Annotated in this window: 13 protein-coding genes; 3 read left to right on the top strand and 10 right to left on the bottom strand. The window is 59.0% G+C overall.

The window, feature by feature from the left end:
• Positions 1-237: 237 nt before the first annotated feature.
• The 9 genes from KO536_RS05320 to leuC form a co-directional block, all read right to left on the bottom strand.
• On the bottom strand, positions 238-861 hold the full coding sequence (locus KO536_RS05320) for a phosphoribosylanthranilate isomerase (protein ID WP_219261344.1): 624 nt from the start codon (positions 859-861) through the stop codon (positions 238-240).
• Between the two features lie 56 nt (positions 862-917).
• Entirely contained in the window at positions 918-1,742 is an 825-nt protein-coding gene (gene truA, locus KO536_RS05315) for a tRNA pseudouridine(38-40) synthase TruA (RefSeq protein WP_133079419.1), read from the bottom strand.
• 110 nt (positions 1,743-1,852) lie between these two features.
• Complete coding sequence (locus KO536_RS05310; RefSeq protein ID WP_219261343.1) at positions 1,853-4,255, bottom strand: FimV/HubP family polar landmark protein; 2,403 nt, start codon at positions 4,253-4,255, stop codon at positions 1,853-1,855.
• A gap of 129 nt (positions 4,256-4,384) precedes the next feature.
• Positions 4,385-5,395, bottom strand: coding sequence for an aspartate-semialdehyde dehydrogenase (locus KO536_RS05305; RefSeq protein WP_219261342.1), 1,011 nt, complete (start codon positions 5,393-5,395; stop codon positions 4,385-4,387).
• A gap of 203 nt (positions 5,396-5,598) precedes the next feature.
• Positions 5,599-6,711: an aspartate-semialdehyde dehydrogenase gene (gene asd, locus KO536_RS05300; RefSeq protein ID WP_133079412.1), complete on the bottom strand. Its 1,113-nt coding sequence runs from the start codon at positions 6,709-6,711 to the stop codon at positions 5,599-5,601.
• A gap of 68 nt (positions 6,712-6,779) precedes the next feature.
• Positions 6,780-7,862 carry a 3-isopropylmalate dehydrogenase gene (leuB, locus tag KO536_RS05295; RefSeq protein WP_133079413.1) on the bottom strand — a complete coding sequence of 361 codons (1,083 nt, stop codon included), beginning with the start codon at positions 7,860-7,862 and terminating at the stop codon, positions 6,780-6,782.
• 57 nt (positions 7,863-7,919) lie between these two features.
• On the bottom strand, positions 7,920-8,687 hold the full coding sequence (locus tag KO536_RS05290) for a class I SAM-dependent methyltransferase (RefSeq protein WP_219261341.1): 768 nt from the start codon (positions 8,685-8,687) through the stop codon (positions 7,920-7,922).
• A 120-nt stretch (positions 8,688-8,807) separates the two neighbouring features.
• Positions 8,808-9,452 carry a 3-isopropylmalate dehydratase small subunit gene (gene leuD / locus KO536_RS05285; RefSeq protein WP_219261340.1) on the bottom strand — a complete coding sequence of 215 codons (645 nt, stop codon included), beginning with the start codon at positions 9,450-9,452 and terminating at the stop codon, positions 8,808-8,810.
• 10 nt (positions 9,453-9,462) lie between these two features.
• Positions 9,463-10,881: a 3-isopropylmalate dehydratase large subunit gene (leuC, locus tag KO536_RS05280; RefSeq protein ID WP_219261339.1), complete on the bottom strand. Its 1,419-nt coding sequence runs from the start codon at positions 10,879-10,881 to the stop codon at positions 9,463-9,465.
• A 133-nt stretch (positions 10,882-11,014) separates the two neighbouring features.
• Between leuC and KO536_RS05275 the strand changes: the two genes are divergently transcribed.
• Positions 11,015-11,935 carry a LysR family transcriptional regulator gene (locus KO536_RS05275; protein ID WP_219261338.1) on the top strand — a complete coding sequence of 307 codons (921 nt, stop codon included), beginning with the start codon at positions 11,015-11,017 and terminating at the stop codon, positions 11,933-11,935.
• Positions 11,936-11,974: 39 nt separating this feature from the next.
• Positions 11,975-13,156: an acetyl-CoA C-acyltransferase family protein gene (locus tag KO536_RS05270; RefSeq protein ID WP_219261337.1), complete on the top strand. Its 1,182-nt coding sequence runs from the start codon at positions 11,975-11,977 to the stop codon at positions 13,154-13,156.
• A 112-nt stretch (positions 13,157-13,268) separates the two neighbouring features.
• On the opposite strand, the gene KO536_RS05265 is transcribed toward KO536_RS05270, so the two are convergent.
• Entirely contained in the window at positions 13,269-14,135 is an 867-nt protein-coding gene (locus tag KO536_RS05265; RefSeq protein WP_219261336.1) for a pirin family protein, read from the bottom strand.
• Positions 14,136-14,462: 327 nt separating this feature from the next.
• On the opposite strand from KO536_RS05265, the gene KO536_RS05260 reads away from it, so the two are divergent.
• A complete protein-coding gene (locus KO536_RS05260) occupies positions 14,463-16,937 on the top strand; it encodes a TonB-dependent siderophore receptor (RefSeq protein ID WP_219261335.1) in 2,475 nt (824 codons plus the stop codon).
• The last annotated feature ends 28 nt before the right edge of the window (positions 16,938-16,965 follow it).

Below are 16,965 nucleotides of genomic sequence, written 5' to 3'. Positions count from 1 at the left end.
AGTTGAGTTCAGGCCCCGTGTATGCCCTTGAGCTAAATTCATTAGGTGTGTGGCGATGATTGCAGGAACTGCGGTCAGCACACGGCAAACCAGCGAAACCCTGTAACCCTCAGCCTCCCGACAGCACGCCCCAGAGCGGCCGCCACTTTAATTTCTGCCCGTCAAACCACCGGGCCCGCCTGCTTTGCAGAACGGTAATGATGGACGGCGGCAGACTGCCAGCCGTCACATCGGGCATCAGTTTGTTACACGCACTGCCTGCATAAAGGCGCGAATCTTGTCGTGATCCTTGATGCCCTTGCTCTTTTCTACTCCGCCACTGACATCAACGGCATAAGGACGCACCTGAGCAATGGCACCTGCAACGTTCTCGACCGTGAGGCCACCCGCCAAAATAATCGGCTTGCTCAGACCCTGCGGTATCAAAGACCAGTCAAACGCCTGACCGGTTCCACCGGGCACACCTTCGACATAGGCATCGAGCAAAATACCGCTGGCGCCTGCATACGCGTTGCAGGCACCGGCGATGTCATCACCGGCCTTTACGCGCAATGCCTTGATATAAGGACGGTGATAACCCTGACACTGCTCCGGTGTCTCATCGCCATGAAACTGCAGCAAATCAAGCGGTACGGCATCCAGGGTTTCGTTGAGCTCACAGGCACTGGCATTGACGAACAACCCGACCGTCGTCACAAAAGGTGGCAGGGCCGCAATGATGGCTCGCGCTTGCAACGCCGTTACGGCACGGGGGCTTTTTGCGTAAAACACAAAACCCAAGGCGTCAGCTCCGGCCTCGACCGCAGCCAGAGCGTCTTCTATGCGGGCAATACCGCAGATCTTGCTGCGAACAACGGACATCTCGATAACACCCCGAACGCGAAAGCCCCGGATGGTAACAAATGCTTATCCGGGCGTCAGCCGTCCAGTTCGGTAAAACCGGTCAAGAAATGTGGGCCTATGTAACGTTCCGGCAATTGGAACTCATCGCGGTATTCAACTTGCACCAGATACAAGCCATAAGGATGTGCCGTCACACCACCCGAGCGACGGGTTCGACTCTCCAGCACTTCCTTGATCCACTCTACCGGGCGCTCTCCCGTACCGATGGTCATCAGCACACCGGCAATGTTGCGCACCATGTGATGCAGAAATGCACTGGCGCGAATATCCAGTACGATCATTCGCCCGTGACGGGTCACGCGCAAATGGTGCATTTCCTTGATCGGGGACTTGGCCTGGCATTGACCGGCGCGAAACGCACTGAAGTCATGCACACCCAACAAGTACTGGGCAGCCTCGGCCATGCGCTCTACGTCCAGCGGACGATGATTCCAGGTGATTTCCTGATTCAAGTGCGCGGGGCGGATCTGGTCGTTGTAGATCACATAGCGGTAGCGCCTGGCAATGGCCTTGAAGCGCGCATGAAAATCCGCAGGCATGACCTTCGCCCAACTGACACTGATGTCATGGGGCAAGTTGATATTGGCGCCCATGACCCAGGCTTTCAACGAGCGCTCGGCCTGGGTATCAAAGTGCACGACTTGCCCGCAGGCATGCACACCGGCGTCTGTTCGCCCGGCGCACATCAACGAAACCGGAGAGGCCGCGACCTTTGACAAGGCGTTTTCCAGGGTTTCCTGGACAGTCAGCACACCATTGGCCTGACGCTGCCAGCCGCTGTAGCGCGAACCTTTGTATTCCACGCCAAGCGCGATTCGGAAAAAACCGTCGGCAGCCATTTCAGCGGCTGGGTTATCTATATTTGCCAAGGACTTACAGCCTGCTCATAAACGCAAAGGTGGCCATTATAAGGCGCACCCGGCAAGACGCCATGAAACATTTCACCCAATCAGGTCAACCGCGCCAGCATTTCCAGGGCTTCAGCCTGCTGCTGGGCATTACCCTCCTCCATGACTTCAGTCAGGATATCCCGCGCACCTTCGTCATCGCCCATGTCGATATAGGCCTGGGCCAGATCGAGCTTGGTGGCGGTTTCGTCGGCGCCCGACAGGAAGTCGAACTCGGGCTCATCATCGGCAAAAGGCTCAGCCAGGGTTGACTCTTCAAGGCTTTGGGACAGTCGATGCAGCTCGGCATTGACCTTGTCCAGCTCCAGAGAAAAGCTGTCAGGTTCAACACTCGCCGGGGCGCTTTCATCCGCCAGGGACAAGTCGAAATCCGCCGGCAGGCCCAGATCAAAGTCCGAGAGCTCTTCAAGGGCAGCCTGAGCTTCAGCCTGTTGTTCAAGAACCGCTTCAAAACTGTCGACTGCAGGCTTGTCCTTGCCCGGCAGATCGGCAGACACCACCGCAGGTGATGCGGCCTCAAGCTCGTCGAGGCTCAGGTCGAAATCGTGGTCAAACTCATCTACAGGAGGAGCAGTCACAGGCTCGGACTCTACCTCGCGATCGTCACGCATCATCTCCTGGACGAATTGTGCTTGAAGTTGCGTTGCCACGGCCGCCGTGGCGATGCCCGCCGCCGCAGCCACCAGCATGCCCGGATAGCGCTTTTTAAGCTGCTCGACCTCGGCGTGGTTCTTGCCATTGGCAACCAACTGGCGCTCTTGGGCGACAAAGGCTTCACGCTCACCCAGCTCGCCATAAACCTGCATCAGCTTGAGACGCAAATCACTGCGCTGCGGAGCCTGATCGATCGATGCCTTGAGCAGCGCTGCGGCTTCACGCAACTGACGTTGCTCGATCAGTTGCTCCGCCTGTTCCAGTACATCAGCAGCAGGTTTGGCCAACGACACGGGGGCAATCACGGGCGCTATCACTTCAGCTTCAGGTACTGACACTGGTGCCGGTGCCGGTGCCGCTGCCGCTGCCGGCTCGAGCCTGACGCTGCGCGATGGAGTCTCCAACCCTTCAAAACTGCTCTGCGGCATGTCCAGATCAACTGAAAAATCGGACTCCACTTCGAGTTCCCGAGCCATCCGCGCATGCTTTTCGGCTGCCTGCAGCGCTTTACGCCGACGCGCCATCAAGAGAAGAAGGAGCAGCAACAACACCGCCCCGCCACCCATCAGCCCAAGCAACATCGGGCTTGCCAGCAGATCCTGGATTTTTCGCTCCGCGCTTGGCGGTGCAGTGCTTTCAACAGGGCTTGGTGGGACTGCGGTAGCGGGTACACCCTCAAGCGCCGGGGCTATATCCGCTTCAGGCGCGTCCGCCGCCTGGGCGACGATTTGTGCCGGTATCGCCGCCGCCGGGTCGGCAGGCAGCGCTTTTTCGGCTTCAAGCTTGGCCAACTGATCATTCTTCAACACGATCAAACGCTGAAGCTTGTCCAACTGGCTTTGCAAATCTTTCATCCGGCTTTGCAGCTCGGCATTTTCACGGCGACTGGTGTCCAGCCCCTCCTGGGTCATTGCCAGCTTGTCGCTCACATTGCTGGCGTCCCCTGCAACACCCTTGCCTGCCGCCTTGCCCGCCTGGCCCGACACCAGGCTCAAACCGTCCCGCGCCACAGCCTTGGCAGGAGATGTCGATTCAGGCTTGCGACCGGTTGCATCCAGCTGCTGAGCCAGCGGCACCGTGCGACGGCCATTGCGCCAATCGGCATTTTGCGAGGCCACTTCGTTGACAGCCTTGGCCTGGGGCAACTGGACGCTTTGACCCGCGTCCGGCAAGCGCAGCACCTGACCGGTTTTAAGGCGGTTGATATTGCCGTTGATGAAGGCATCAGGGTTCAGGGCCTGAATCGCCAGCATGGTCTGCTGCACCGAGCCGCCATTGCGTGCCTTGGCCGCGATTTCCCACAAGGTGTCACGGGCCGATGTCGTGTAATGCGCTGGCTGCGCAGAGTCAGGCGCAGAGGTTGATGCCGCCGCTGCGGTCTGAGGCGAGAACTTTGCAGGGTCGAGCAACACGCTGTAGTCGCGCATCAAACGGCCGTTAGGCCACATCACCTGCACCAGGAATTTTACGAAAGGTTCGGACAAAGGCTGACTGGAAGTGACGCGCAATACGCTCTTGCCATCCGCGTTGATCACCGGAGTAAAACGCAGATCATCCAGAAATGCCGGACGCGGCACCCCTGCCTTGCTGAACTCCTGCTCGGGAGCCAGGCTCGGCACCACTTGCGCTGCGGTCAGATCCTTGACGTCCAGCAGCTCGATTTCTGCAAGCAATGGCTGGTTCTGGGTCGACTTGAGCGTCAGCTCCCCGAGCCCGAGCGCGTGTGCCATACCGGATGACAGCGCCGAAGCGGCGGCGATTGCTAACACTAATTTGCGAACCTGAACCATAGCCTCTTCCTTATTGGTACAGGCCTCGTCCCGCGAGACCTGTAGAGCTGCTGCCTGAAAGCAACCTGACTGCGACGACCGGCGCTGGAACCCTGTGACAACCTGCTACAAATTGGCGCCAAGTATCTTTTACAGCAGGTCTTTTATCAACAACTCAGCCAACTGTACGGCGTTCAACGCAGCACCCTTGCGCACGTTGTCCGAGGTCAGCCACAGATTGAGCTGCGAAGTGTCGTCCACACCGTGACGGACACGACCGACATAGACCACGTCCTGACCCACCGCGTCCCCTACGGCTGTAGGGTAGTCGCCCTCTTCAACCAGCTCGATACAATCGCCAGCTTCGAGCGCCGCATTGACCCCGGCCAGATCCACCGGCCCGGCCAGTTGCAAGGACACACTAAAGCTATCGCCAAAAAACACCGGCGCTTGAATGCATGTGACCGAAATTTTCAGTGCTGGCATGCCCAAGACTTCGCGCAACTCCGTCACCAGGCGTTTTTCCAGCGGAACATGGCCCTGGGCATCTGGTTTGCCGACTTGCGCCAGCAGGTTGAACGCCATCTGGCGATCAAAAAAGCTTGTTTCCAGCGGATGCAGATTCAGCAACGCCGTGGTTTGGCGCGCCAACTCGGAAACCGCTTCACGCCCCTGGGCAGACACTGCCAGGCACGCAGTCACACTCACCTGTTGAATGTCCAGCAAACCGCGCAACGGGGCCAGGGCTACTGCCAGGGCGGTGGCCGAAGGGCTCGGGCTGCTGACCTGCACAGGCTTTTGCAACGCTGCCAGAACCGGCGCATTCGCCTCAGGCACCACGTGAGGCGCTTGAGCCGAAGGCAGTGCACCTGACAAATCGATCACAATGCAGCCGGCTGCGCTGGCTTTGGCGGCAAAGCTCAAGGTCACGCCAGGCCCTGCGGCAAAGAAAGCCAACTGAACCTTGCTGAAATCGAACTCGTCGACTTCGCGCACTCTCACGTTCTTGCCGCGAAAAGGCACCGAATGCCCAACTGACTCACTGCTGGCCAGCAGGTGCAAATCCGCAACCGGGAAATCCCGTTCTTCCAGGATCTGTACGATGGTTTCGCCGACGGTGCCGGTGGCGCCAACAACGGCGATATCAAAGGACTGGCTCATGTGTCTACCTCAGGCGAAACGTGGGGAGCGGCACTTTACCGGTCGCAACTGCGACAGGCAACGCAACCGACATATTTGATCCTGCCAAGTTGACTGCGGGAGCGGGCTTGAGCAAGGCTACAGATGCACGGAGTTCTCATGTCCTGCCCAATAAAAAACCCGCCACTCTTGCGAGAGGCGGGCCTTTTACTTGCCAGGAAGCATTAACGCTCCAGCAAGATCCGCAGCATGCGACGCAACGGCTCAGCCGCACCCCACAGCAACTGGTCGCCTACGGTGAAAGCACCGAGGAATTGCGAACCCATGTTCAGCTTGCGCAGACGGCCAACCGGTACATTCAGGGTACCTGTCACCTTGGTCGGGCTCAGCTCCTGAATACTGGCTTCACGCTGATTCGGCACCAGCTTGACCCACGGGTTGTGCTGGCTGATCAGGTCTTCGATATCAGCAATCGGCACATCCTTGTTCAGCTTGATGGTCAATGCCTGGCTGTGGCAACGCATTGCACCGATACGCACGCAAATACCGTCCACCGGAACCGGGTTCTTGAAGCGCCCCAGGATCTTGTTGGTTTCAGCCTGCGCCTTCCATTCTTCGCGGCTCTGACCGTTTGGCAGCTCTTTATCGATCCACGGGATCAAGCTGCCGGCCAGTGGCACGCCGAAGTTCTCGGTCGGGTACGCATCACTGCGCATGGCTTGCGCAACACGACGGTCAATGTCGAGGATGGCGCTGGCCGGATCAGCCAGTTGATCTGCGACCGCAGCATGGGTCGCGCCCATTTGCTTGATCAGCTCACGCATGTTCTGCGCGCCGGCGCCCGAGGCCGCCTGGTAGGTCATGGCACTCATCCATTCCACCAGACCCGCTTCGAACAGGCCGCCCAGGCCCATGAGCATCAGGCTGACGGTGCAGTTGCCGCCGATGTAGTTCTTGGTGCCCGCATCCAGTTGCTGGTCGATCACCTTGCGGTTGACCGGGTCCAGAATAATGACCGCGTCATCCTGCATCCGCAGGCTCGAAGCCGCATCGATCCAGTAACCTTGCCAACCCGCCTCACGCAGCTTGGGGAACACCTCGGTGGTGTAGTCGCCGCCCTGGCAGGTCAGAATCACATCGAGGGTTTTCAACTCTTCAATGTTGTAAGCATCCTTGAGCGGGGCAATCTCTTTGCCCACGGACGGACCTTGTCCACCGACATTGGAGGTAGTAAAAAACACGGGCTCAATAAGATCGAAATCCTGCTCTTCCAGCATCCGCTGCATGAGTACGGAACCAACCATACCGCGCCAACCGACCAGACCTACACGCTTCATCACAACGACACCTTTAACAAAAAGTGGGGTCGTTACTTCCACCAACAGGAAGTAACGGGCCAGAGAGATTACAGATTCTGTAGCGCGGCGACTACTGCATCGCCCATTTCCTGTGTTCCAACCTTGGTGCAACCCGCCGACCAGATGTCACCGGTACGCAAACCCTGATCCAGAACCAGGCTCACCGCCTGCTCAATGGCATCGGCCGCAGCACTCTGATTGAAGCTGTAACGCAGCATCATCGAGACCGACAAAATGGTTGCCAGCGGGTTGGCAATGCCCTGCCCCGCGATGTCCGGCGCCGAACCGTGGCACGGCTCGTACATGCCTTTATTGTTGGTATCCAGGGACGCCGACGGCAGCATGCCAATCGAGCCTGTGAGCATCGAGGCCTGATCGGACAGGATGTCGCCGAACATGTTCTCGGTCACGATCACGTCAAATTGCTTGGGCGCACGCACCAGTTGCATGGCAGCGTTGTCGACGTACATGTGGCTCAGTTCAACGTCCGGGTAGTCCTTGGCCACTTGCTCGACCACTTCACGCCACAGCTGGCTGGAAGCCAGCACGTTGGCCTTGTCTACCGAGCACAGCTTTTTGCCGCGAACACGGGCCATGTCGAAACCGACACGGGCGATGCGACGGATTTCACTTTCGCTGTACGGCAGCGTGTCATAGGCCTGACGCTCGCCGTTTTCCAGTTCGCGGGTGCCACGTGGCGCGCCGAAATAAATGCCGCCAGTCAGTTCGCGAACGATCAGGATATCCAGGCCCGCGACGATTTCAGGCTTGAGGCTCGAAGCATCCGCCAGCTGCGGGTACAGGATGGCCGGACGCAGGTTGCCGAACAGGCCCAATTGGGCACGGATTTTCAGCAGGCCGCGCTCAGGACGAATGTCGCGTTCGATCTTGTCCCATTTCGGGCCACCCACGGCGCCCAGCAGTACAGCGTCCGCAGCACGGGCGCGTTCCAGGGTCTCGTCGGCCAGCGGCACGCCATGCTTGTCGATGGCAGCACCGCCGATCACGTCGTGGGTCAGTTCAAAGTTCAGGTTGAACTTGTCGTTGGCCAATGCCAGCACCTTGACCGCTTCGGCCATGATTTCCGGACCGATACCGTCGCCAGGGAGAATCAGAATCTGCTTGCTCATGGGTTCCTCTTTTCTTGTCTGTTGATGCCCCCGCAGGCGCATCCTGAAATATTGGGATTACTTCTCGGCCCACAGCACCAGCACATCGGTGCTGAACGTGCCATCGGCTTCAATCTCGAAATACTCGCGAACCTCGCTGCCCATCGCCTGCTGCAGTTGGCGAATGGCCGCGCTCATGACCTGCGGCGTGCGCATGCGCTCGATCCAGGAGCTGAACTCTAAACGCAAACGCTGACGCTGTGTGCTGCGCGTATGCAAACCGGCTTCACTGACCTGACGCAGCCATTCGCCCGCCGAGTAGTTGCGCACATGGCTGGTATCGCGCAGCACCTCGACCGCTTGCAGGTAAGTGTCCAGCAACGCACTGCCCGGAGACATCACATCAATAAACACCGCTACACCACCGGGCTTGAGTACCCGGCGAACTTCGCGCAGGGCCAGGCCGACGTCGTTCCAGTGATGGGTCGAATAACGGCTGAGTACGTAATCGAATTCACCGTCGGCAAAAGGCAGGCGCTCGGCCGCACCGCACACGGTGGTGATGTTGCCCAGTCCGCGATCGGTTGCCGCTGCACTGACCACATCGAGCATTGGCTGCGACAGGTCGTAGGCCACGACGTCCTTGACCAGTGCTGCCACGTGAAAGCTCACATGACCCGCGCCACACCCCAGGTCCAGCACCCGCGCCTGCGGTTTGTCAGCCAGCTCAGCCTTTAGCAGGCCGAACTCAGTGCCTTGCGCGTGCACGGTACTGCTCAGATAGGCCGACGCCTGTTCGCCGAACTGCTTTTGTACAACCTGGGTGTGCTGGGCGGTGCTGGTCATGTTGATGTCCTTGTTGAATCTGTAGTCGCTGCCGCAGGCTGCGATAGGGGTCGCGGAGATTCCAGAAAACGGGTTGCTACGCAACCCTTCGCAGCCTGCGGCAGCGACTACCAAGGCGTGTTATGCGTCGCGGAACAACCACGGCTGGCTTGCACGGTGCTTGCTTTCAAATGCGGCAATCGCTACGTCGTCCTGCAAGGTCAGACCGATATCGTCCAGGCCGTTGAGCAAACAATGCTTGCGAAACGCATCGATCTCAAAGCTCAAGACCTTGCCATCAGGACGGGTCACGGTTTGTGCTTCAAGGTCGATATTGAGCTGGTAACCCGGCTCGTCTTCGACCTGGACAAACAGTTCATCCACTTCGGCGTCGCTCAAAATGATCGGCAACAAGCCATTCTTGAAGCTGTTATTGAAGAAGATGTCGGCATAACTCGGCGCGATGATGCTGCGAAAACCGTACTCTTCCAGCGCCCAAGGAGCGTGCTCACGGCTGGAGCCGCAACCGAAGTTTTCACGGGCCAGCAATACACTGGCGCCCTGATAACGCTCGGCATTGAGTACAAAGTCCTTGTTCAGCGGACGCTTGGAGTTGTCCTGATAAGGCTGCCCCACATCCAGGTAGCGCCATTCATCAAACAGGTTCGGACCAAAGCCGGTGCGTTTGATCGACTTCAAAAACTGCTTGGGAATGATTTGGTCCGTGTCCACGTTGGCTCGATCCAAAGGCGCGACCAAACCGGTGTGCTGAGTAAAAGCTTTCATGCTGCGCTCCTTAGATCAATTCGCGGACGTCGATGAAACGACCGTTCACAGCGGCGGCGGCGGCCATTGCCGGGCTCACCAGGTGCGTACGGCCACCGGCACCCTGACGGCCTTCGAAGTTGCGGTTGGAGGTCGATGCGCAATGCTCGCCGGACTCCAGTCGATCCGGGTTCATCGCCAGGCACATCGAGCAACCTGGCTCACGCCATTCAAAACCGGCCTCCAGGAAAATCTTGTCCAGCCCTTCCGATTCAGCCTGGGCCTTGACCAGGCCCGAGCCCGGCACCACGATCGCCTGCTTGATGGTGGACGCCACTTTACGGCCTTTGGCGATCACGGCTGCAGCACGCAAGTCTTCGATTCGAGAGTTGGTGCACGAGCCGATAAACACGCGATCCAGCTGGATATCGGTGATCGCCTGATTAGCCGTCAAACCCATGTACTTCAACGCACGTTCGATCGAGCCGCGCTTGACCAGGTCGGCTTCCTGCGCCGGATCCGGCACGTTCTGATCAACCGCCAATACCATCTCGGGCGAAGTACCCCAGCTGACTTGAGGCTTGATCTGGGCAGCGTCGAGTTCAACCACGGTGTCGAAGGTTGCATCGCTGTCGGAAACCAGGTCTTTCCAGGCTTCGACTGCCATGTCCCATTCGGCGCCTTTAGGAGAGAACGGGCGACCCTTCACGTAATCGACCGTCTTCTGATCCGCCGCTACCAGACCTACGCGGGCACCGGCTTCAATGGACATGTTGCAGATGGTCATGCGGCCTTCAACCGACAAGTCGCGGATCGCGCTGCCGGCAAACTCGATGGCGTGACCATTGCCGCCTGCTGTGCCGATCTTGCCGATCACTGCCAGTACGATGTCTTTGGCTGTCACGCCGAACGGCAATTGCCCTTCGACCGACACCAGCATGTTCTTCATTTTTTTGGCGACTAGACACTGCGTGGCGAGCACATGCTCAACCTCGGAGGTGCCGATGCCGTGGGCCAATGCACCGAATGCACCGTGGGTCGACGTGTGCGAGTCGCCGCAGACCACGGTCATGCCCGGCAAGGTGGCGCCCTGCTCCGGGCCGATCACGTGAACGATGCCCTGGCGCACGTCGTTCATCTTGAACTCGGTAATGCCGTACTCGTCGCAGTTGTCGTCGAGGGTCTGGACCTGCAAACGGGAAACTTCGTCAGCAATCGCTTCGATTCCGCCTTTGCGTTCCGGCGTGGTCGGTACGTTGTGGTCCGGGGTGGCGATGTTGGCATCGATGCGCCAAGGCTTGCGCCCGGCCAGACGCAGACCTTCAAAGGCCTGCGGCGACGTCACTTCATGAATGATGTGACGGTCGATATAGATCAGCGCCGAGCCATCGTCGCGCTGCTTGACCAAATGCGAATCCCAGAGCTTGTCGTAGAGCGTTTTGCCGGCCATCAGACGGTTTCCTCATCAGCTACTTTTCTGTGCCAATAACCACTTGGCTTGTGAGGTCGATCCTATGGGGTTACAGTTAATAACTCAAATTCATAATTTTCATGCTTTGGATAACCAACAGGAATTCGAATAGATGGATCTCGCGAATCTCAATGCCTTTATTGCCATTGCTGAAACCGGCAGCTTTTCCGGGGCCGCCGAACGGCTGTTCCTGACCCAGCCCGCCATCAGTAAACGCATCGCCAGTATCGAGCAGCAACTCAAGCTCAGGCTGTTCGACCGGCTGGGGCGTGAGGTCAGCCTGACCGAGGCGGGACGGGCATTACTGCCACGGGCCTATCAGATTCTCAACGTGCTGGATGACACCCGCAGGGCGCTGAACAACCTCAATGGTGAGGTCAGCGGGCGTCTGACCCTGGCCACCAGCCATCACATTGGCCTGCACCGTCTGCCGCCTTTGCTGCGCGAGTTCACCCGCACTTATCCCAAAGTCGCGCTGGACATTCAGTTCCTGGATTCAGAGGTGGCCTATGACGAAATTCTCCATGGCCGCGCCGAACTGGCCGTGATCACCCTCGCACCGGAACCTCACTCCCTGATTCGGGCCGTCCCCGTTTGGGATGATCCCCTGGACTTCGTGGTCGCCCCCGAGCACAGCCTGACCCGGAAAAAGGCGGTCAGCATGGCGGATATCGCGCGTCATCCGGCGGTGTTCCCTGGCGGCAATACCTTCACCCACCATATTGTCCATCGCCTGTTTGAAGCCCAGGGCCTTACCCCCAATATCGCCATGAGCACCAACTACCTGGAAACCATCAAAATGATGGTCTCCATCGGGCTGGCCTGGAGCGTACTGCCGCGCACCATGCTCGACGAGCAAGTGGCATCGATTGCCTTGCCCGGCATCCAGTTGACGCGCCAGCTGGGTTATATCCTGCATACGGAGCGAACCCTGTCCAATGCGGCCCATGCCTTCATGACCCTTCTGGACAGCCAGGTCGACACCCGGCCCCTTCAAACGGACGACGCACCACCAAGCAGACCCGTGAAATAATCCGGCGCATTTGGCCCACTAAAACAACAAGGATCCGCCATGCAAGCTCCTGACATTTTCATCCTCAGCGCCCAGCGAACGGCCATTGGTACGTTTGGTGGCGCACTCAAGGACGTACCTCTGGCCGACCTGGCCACCACCGCCGTAAAGGCTGCGTTGCTGAGCAGCCAGGTCGATCCCGAGCGCATCGGCCACGTGGTGATGGGCAACGTGATTCCAACCGAGCCCCAGGATGCCTACCTGGCGCGAGTCGCCGCGATCAATGCCGGGATCCCCAAAGAAACCCCGGCCTATAACGTCAATCGCCTCTGCGGTTCCGGCTTGCAGGCCATTATTTCGGCCGCCCACACCCTGATGCTCGGCGATGCCGAATTTGCCATTGGCGCCGGGGCCGAAGCCATGAGCCGTGGCCCGTACCTGCTGCCTGCTGCCCGTTGGGGGGCGCGCATGGGGGATGGGAAGATGCTCGATTACATGCTCGGCATTCTGCACGACCCGTTCCACGGTATTCATATGGGCGTCACCGCCGAGAACATCGCCCAGCGCAACAGCATCAGCCGCCAGACCCAGGATGCCCTGGCATTTGAAGACCAGCAGCGCGCAGCGCGCGCCATCGCCCAGGGGTACTTCGACAGTCAGATCGCCGCAGTTGAGGTACGCAGCCGCAAGGGCAGCGTGATGTTCAGTCAGGATGAACACCCGCGGGCCACCACCCTGGAACAGCTGGCGCAGATGAAACCTGCGTTCAAGAAGGACGGCAGCGTGACCGCAGGCAACGCATCAGGGCTCAATGACGGTGCAGCGGCGCTGGTGTTGGCCAGTGGCGCTGCGGTACAGGCTGGCAACCTGACACCAATGGCCCGCCTGGTGGCGTATGCCCATGCCGGGGTAGAACCCGAATTGATGGGCCTTGGACCGATTCCGGCAACGCGCCTGGCGCTTAAACGGGCGGGGTTGAACATTGAAGACATGGACGTCATCGAAGCCAATATAGCCTTCGCCGCCCAAGCCTGCGCCGTGATGCAGGAGCTGGACATGGACCCGGCCAAGGTCAACCCCAATGGCTCGGGGATCGCCCTGGGGCACCCGGTTGGCGCCACCGGCGCGATCATCGCCACCAAGGCCATCCATGAACTGCACCGGATCAAGGGCCGTTACGCCCTGGCAACCATGTGCATCGGCGGCGGCCAGGGCATCGCGGTGATTTTCGAACGGGTTTGAACCCTAGTACATGAGTGGGAGCGGGCTTGCTCGCGATGCAGGCCCCGAGGTCTGTCAGGTAAACCAGGGCGATGCCATCGCGGGCAAGCCCGCTCCCACAGGTCGCATGGCACTACGCAGGCATACGGCCAAACTTGCCCGACTGGAAGTCAACAAATGCCTGCTGGATCTCGGCATCCGTGTTCATCACAAACGGGCCATGCCCCACGATCGGTTCGTCGATCGGCTCACCACTCAGGATCAGCAGCACCGCATCGTTATTGGCCTCAAGCCGGACTTGCGAACCGTCACGCTCGAACAGCGCCAACTGCCCTTCGCGCACCACTTCCTGACCGTTGACCTCAACCGCACCGTGCAACACCACCAGCGCCGTGTTGCGCCCCTGATGCACATCGAATGTCGCCGACTTGCCCGCGTTCAGGCGGATGTCCCACACGTCGATATCGGTGAAGGTCCGCGCCGAGCCCCGTGTGCCATCGAACTCACCGGCAATCAGGCGCAACCGACCGGCATCGTCCTTGAGCGCCAGATCAGGAATATCCCGGTCCACAATGCCCTGATACCCCGGCGCCGACATTTTGTCCCTGGCCGGCAGGTTGACCCATAGCTGCACCATTTCCAGCGGGCCGCCACTGCGGGCAAACGCCTCGGAATGAAACTCCTCGTGCAGGATCCCCGAGGCCGCGGTCATCCATTGCACATCACCAGGGCCGATCACCCCGCCGTTACCGGTGGAATCACGGTGCTCAACTTCGCCTTTGTAGACGATGGTCACGGTTTCGAAACCACGATGGGGGTGCTGACCCACACCACGACGCTCTGTGGTTGGCGAGAACTCGGCTGGCCCAGCGTAATCAAGCAGTAGGAACGGGCTGATGTATTTGCCCATGCTGTCGTAGGAAAACAACGTGCGAACCGGAAAGCCATCGCCGACCCAATGGGGACGGGGAGCTGTGTACACACCCAGAATCTTTTTCATGTTGCACCTCCTGTCAATCATGGGGACAAGCTTAGATTCGATTCATCCATAAGACTAGACAGTGTTTTTGACACTAATCGTCCCACTAACAGAACAATCTATTGCACTGTGGGAGCGGGCTTGCTCGCGATGGCATCAATGGGATCAATCAGGCAAACCGAGTCGCCTGCATCGCGAGCAAGCCCGCTCCCACAAAGGCCCCGACTGTGGCCATCAGCTAAACACAACTATTTGAAAAACCTGTTTCTGGTTTCTCCACCGCGCTGCGTCTAATAACTATTCCCATTAACAAAAAAGAAATTCCCCACTTCGGAGCCTAGGCACGCGATGCAACGACCCAACTTGAGCCGGACCCCTCTTTCGATCGCTACCCAGCGCCAGACTGTTCGCCGCACCCTGCTGTCCAGCGCCTTTGTAGCCTCGGTATTGCTGGGTTCATCCATTGCCCAGGCGGCGCCGGTGGCCTTGAATATTCCGTCTCAATCCCTGGCCAGCGCGCTGAATGAACTGGGCAAGCAAGCCAATCTGCAAATCCTGTATAGCCCGGATCAGGTTCAAGGCATCACGTCCCGCCCCGTGTCCGGCTCGCTCGAACCGGTCAAGGCTCTGGAGTCACTGCTGCAAGGCAGCGGCATTTCGTATCAGCTCAATGGCGACACGGTGATTCTGAGCGCCCCCCAAGGCAAAGGCCTGGAATTGGGTGCGACCACTGTTTCCGGCCAGGGTCCGGGCGACTCGCTGACCACCGAAGACACCCGTTCATACACGACCGGGGCCAGCAACAGCTCGACCAAACTGGCCCTTTCATTGCGCGAGACCCCGCAAACCGTGACCGTAGTCACCCGCCAGATGATGGACGACCAGGCCGCCCAAAGTATCGGTGACGTGCTGCGCAATGCGCCGGGTGTGTCCACCCAGGCCTACGACAGCGACCGGATGGAGTACTCGGCCCGCGGCTATGCAATCACCAACTTCCAGTACGACGGTGTCAACACGCTGTATGACGGGGTGTTCGATGAAGGCGCAACCAAGGTCGACATGGCCCTGTATGACCGGGTAGATATCGTCAAGGGTGCCACCGGCCTGCTGTCCGGCTCGGGCGAGCCTTCGGCCACGGTCAACCTGATCCGCAAAAAGCCGACCCGCGACTTCAAGGCCTCGATCTCGGCCAGCGCAGGTTCGTGGGACAACTACCGCACCGAAGGCGATATTTCGGGGCCGCTGAATGAAGATGGCAGTGTGCGCGGTCGCATGGTGGCGGTGTACCAGGATGCCGATTCGTACCGCGATCACTATTCAAAAAAGAATGATGTGATGTACGGCATCATCCAGGCCGACCTCACCCCCGACACCCTGCTCACCTTTGGCATGGACTACCAGAACATCAAGCCGCGCGGCTCGTCCTGGACCGGCAACCCGTACTACTACTCCAACTACACCAAGACCGATTTCAGCCGCTCGTTCAACCCGGCCACCGACTGGAGCCGTCGCGACGTTCAGATCCAGACGACCTTCGCCTCCCTGGAGCACCGCTTTGCCAATGACTGGAAAGTCAAAGGCAGCCTGACCCAGCAAACCAACGACCACGACACCCTGCTGGGCTCGGCCAGTGGCGGCCTGCCTGATCCGGTGACAGGCGACGGCATGTCCTTCTACTGGGGTCACTGGGAAGGCCATCGCGTCCAAAACACTGTCGATATCAATGCCACCGGCCCGTTTACCCTGTTTGGCCGCGAGCATGAACTGGTGGTCGGCGCCACGTCCCAGTCCTCCCGCCAGACCGGGGCGACCTTCGACAGCAGCGAATATCGTGTGCTGTCCGAAAGCATCTTTGACTGGAACGGCAACTACCCACGGCCGGACTTCCCGAAGAACGGCAAATATGAAACCAACCAGAATCAGAACAGCGCCTACATCGCCGCACGCTTCAAGCCCGCGGACGACTGGTCGATTATCCTCGGCAGCCGCCTGAGTGACTTCCAGTACAACAGCACCTACCGGTATTACCAGCAGAGCAGCAACTTCCAGGACAACAAAACCTCTGCCAAGCAACACGGCGAGGTGACGCCCTACGCTGGCGTGGTGTATGACATCAATGAAAACTACTCGGTGTATGGCAGCTATACCTCCATCTATAAACCCCTCACCGAGCAAAGCCGTTCTGGAGCCACTCTGGCGCCCACTGAAGGCAACAGCTACGAACTCGGCGTCAAAGCCGAGTACTTCGATGGCCGCTTGAATGCCAGTGCGGCGGTGTTCCGTACCGAACAGAAAAATGTACCCATCCAGGTGGGCACAAACGCAAACACCAACCTGGGCATCTTCGAATCCCTGGATGGTGCAACCACCAACGGCATTGAACTTGAGTTGTCCGGTGAGCTGATGCCGGACTGGAACCTGATGGCAGGCTACACCTACGCCAGAACTCGCTCCGATGATGGGGAGCGTGTCTATGGCTACCCGCTGGAAACCACCAAACCGGAAAACGTGGCGCGGGTGTTTACCACCTACCGCCTGCCGGGCGTGATGAACAAGGTGACCGTGGGCGGTGGCGTGAACTGGCAGAGCCCGTTCTACGGCAAGATCTACAACTCGGCCAAAGAAGACTACGACATCATCGAGCAGCAAAGCTTTGCGCTGGTCAACCTGATGACCCGCTACGAGTACAACGAACACCTGTCGTTCAACCTCAACGCCAACAACGTGTTCGACAAGAAATACCTGTCGGGCCTGGGCAACTTCAGCACCACCTACTACGGCGAACCTCGCAGCCTGATGCTGACCTCCAAATACACCTTCTAAGCTCTTATCCGTAAACCCTTCATATGGG

Origin of the sequence: Pseudomonas sp. NKUCC02_KPG (assembly GCF_019345465.1) — a bacterium.
In the GTDB taxonomy this organism is placed as follows: Bacteria; Pseudomonadota; Gammaproteobacteria; order Pseudomonadales; family Pseudomonadaceae; genus Aquipseudomonas.
Note: the sequence above shows the minus strand (reverse complement) of the source record. Positions and strands in the feature narration are given on the sequence as shown.

What these genes read in the sequence shown, in the direction of transcription:
- KO536_RS05320 (WP_219261344.1), bottom strand. Translation starts at nt 861, where the DNA reads ATGTCCGTTGTTCGCAGCAAGATCTGCGGTATTGCCCGCATAGAAGAC.
- truA (WP_133079419.1), bottom strand. Translation starts at nt 1,742, where the DNA reads ATGGCTGCCGACGGTTTTTTCCGAATCGCGCTTGGCGTGGAATACAAA.
- KO536_RS05310 (WP_219261343.1), bottom strand. Translation starts at nt 4,255, where the DNA reads ATGGTTCAGGTTCGCAAATTAGTGTTAGCAATCGCCGCCGCTTCGGCG.
- KO536_RS05305 (WP_219261342.1), bottom strand. Translation starts at nt 5,395, where the DNA reads ATGAGCCAGTCCTTTGATATCGCCGTTGTTGGCGCCACCGGCACCGTC.
- asd (WP_133079412.1), bottom strand. Translation starts at nt 6,711, where the DNA reads ATGAAGCGTGTAGGTCTGGTCGGTTGGCGCGGTATGGTTGGTTCCGTA.
- leuB (WP_133079413.1), bottom strand. Translation starts at nt 7,862, where the DNA reads ATGAGCAAGCAGATTCTGATTCTCCCTGGCGACGGTATCGGTCCGGAA.
- KO536_RS05290 (WP_219261341.1), bottom strand. Translation starts at nt 8,687, where the DNA reads ATGACCAGCACCGCCCAGCACACCCAGGTTGTACAAAAGCAGTTCGGC.
- leuD (WP_219261340.1), bottom strand. Translation starts at nt 9,452, where the DNA reads ATGAAAGCTTTTACTCAGCACACCGGTTTGGTCGCGCCTTTGGATCGA.
- leuC (WP_219261339.1), bottom strand. Translation starts at nt 10,881, where the DNA reads ATGGCCGGCAAAACGCTCTACGACAAGCTCTGGGATTCGCATTTGGTC.
- KO536_RS05275 (WP_219261338.1), top strand. Translation starts at nt 11,015, where the DNA reads ATGGATCTCGCGAATCTCAATGCCTTTATTGCCATTGCTGAAACCGGC.
- KO536_RS05270 (WP_219261337.1), top strand. Translation starts at nt 11,975, where the DNA reads ATGCAAGCTCCTGACATTTTCATCCTCAGCGCCCAGCGAACGGCCATT.
- KO536_RS05265 (WP_219261336.1), bottom strand. Translation starts at nt 14,135, where the DNA reads ATGAAAAAGATTCTGGGTGTGTACACAGCTCCCCGTCCCCATTGGGTC.
- KO536_RS05260 (WP_219261335.1), top strand. Translation starts at nt 14,463, where the DNA reads ATGCAACGACCCAACTTGAGCCGGACCCCTCTTTCGATCGCTACCCAG.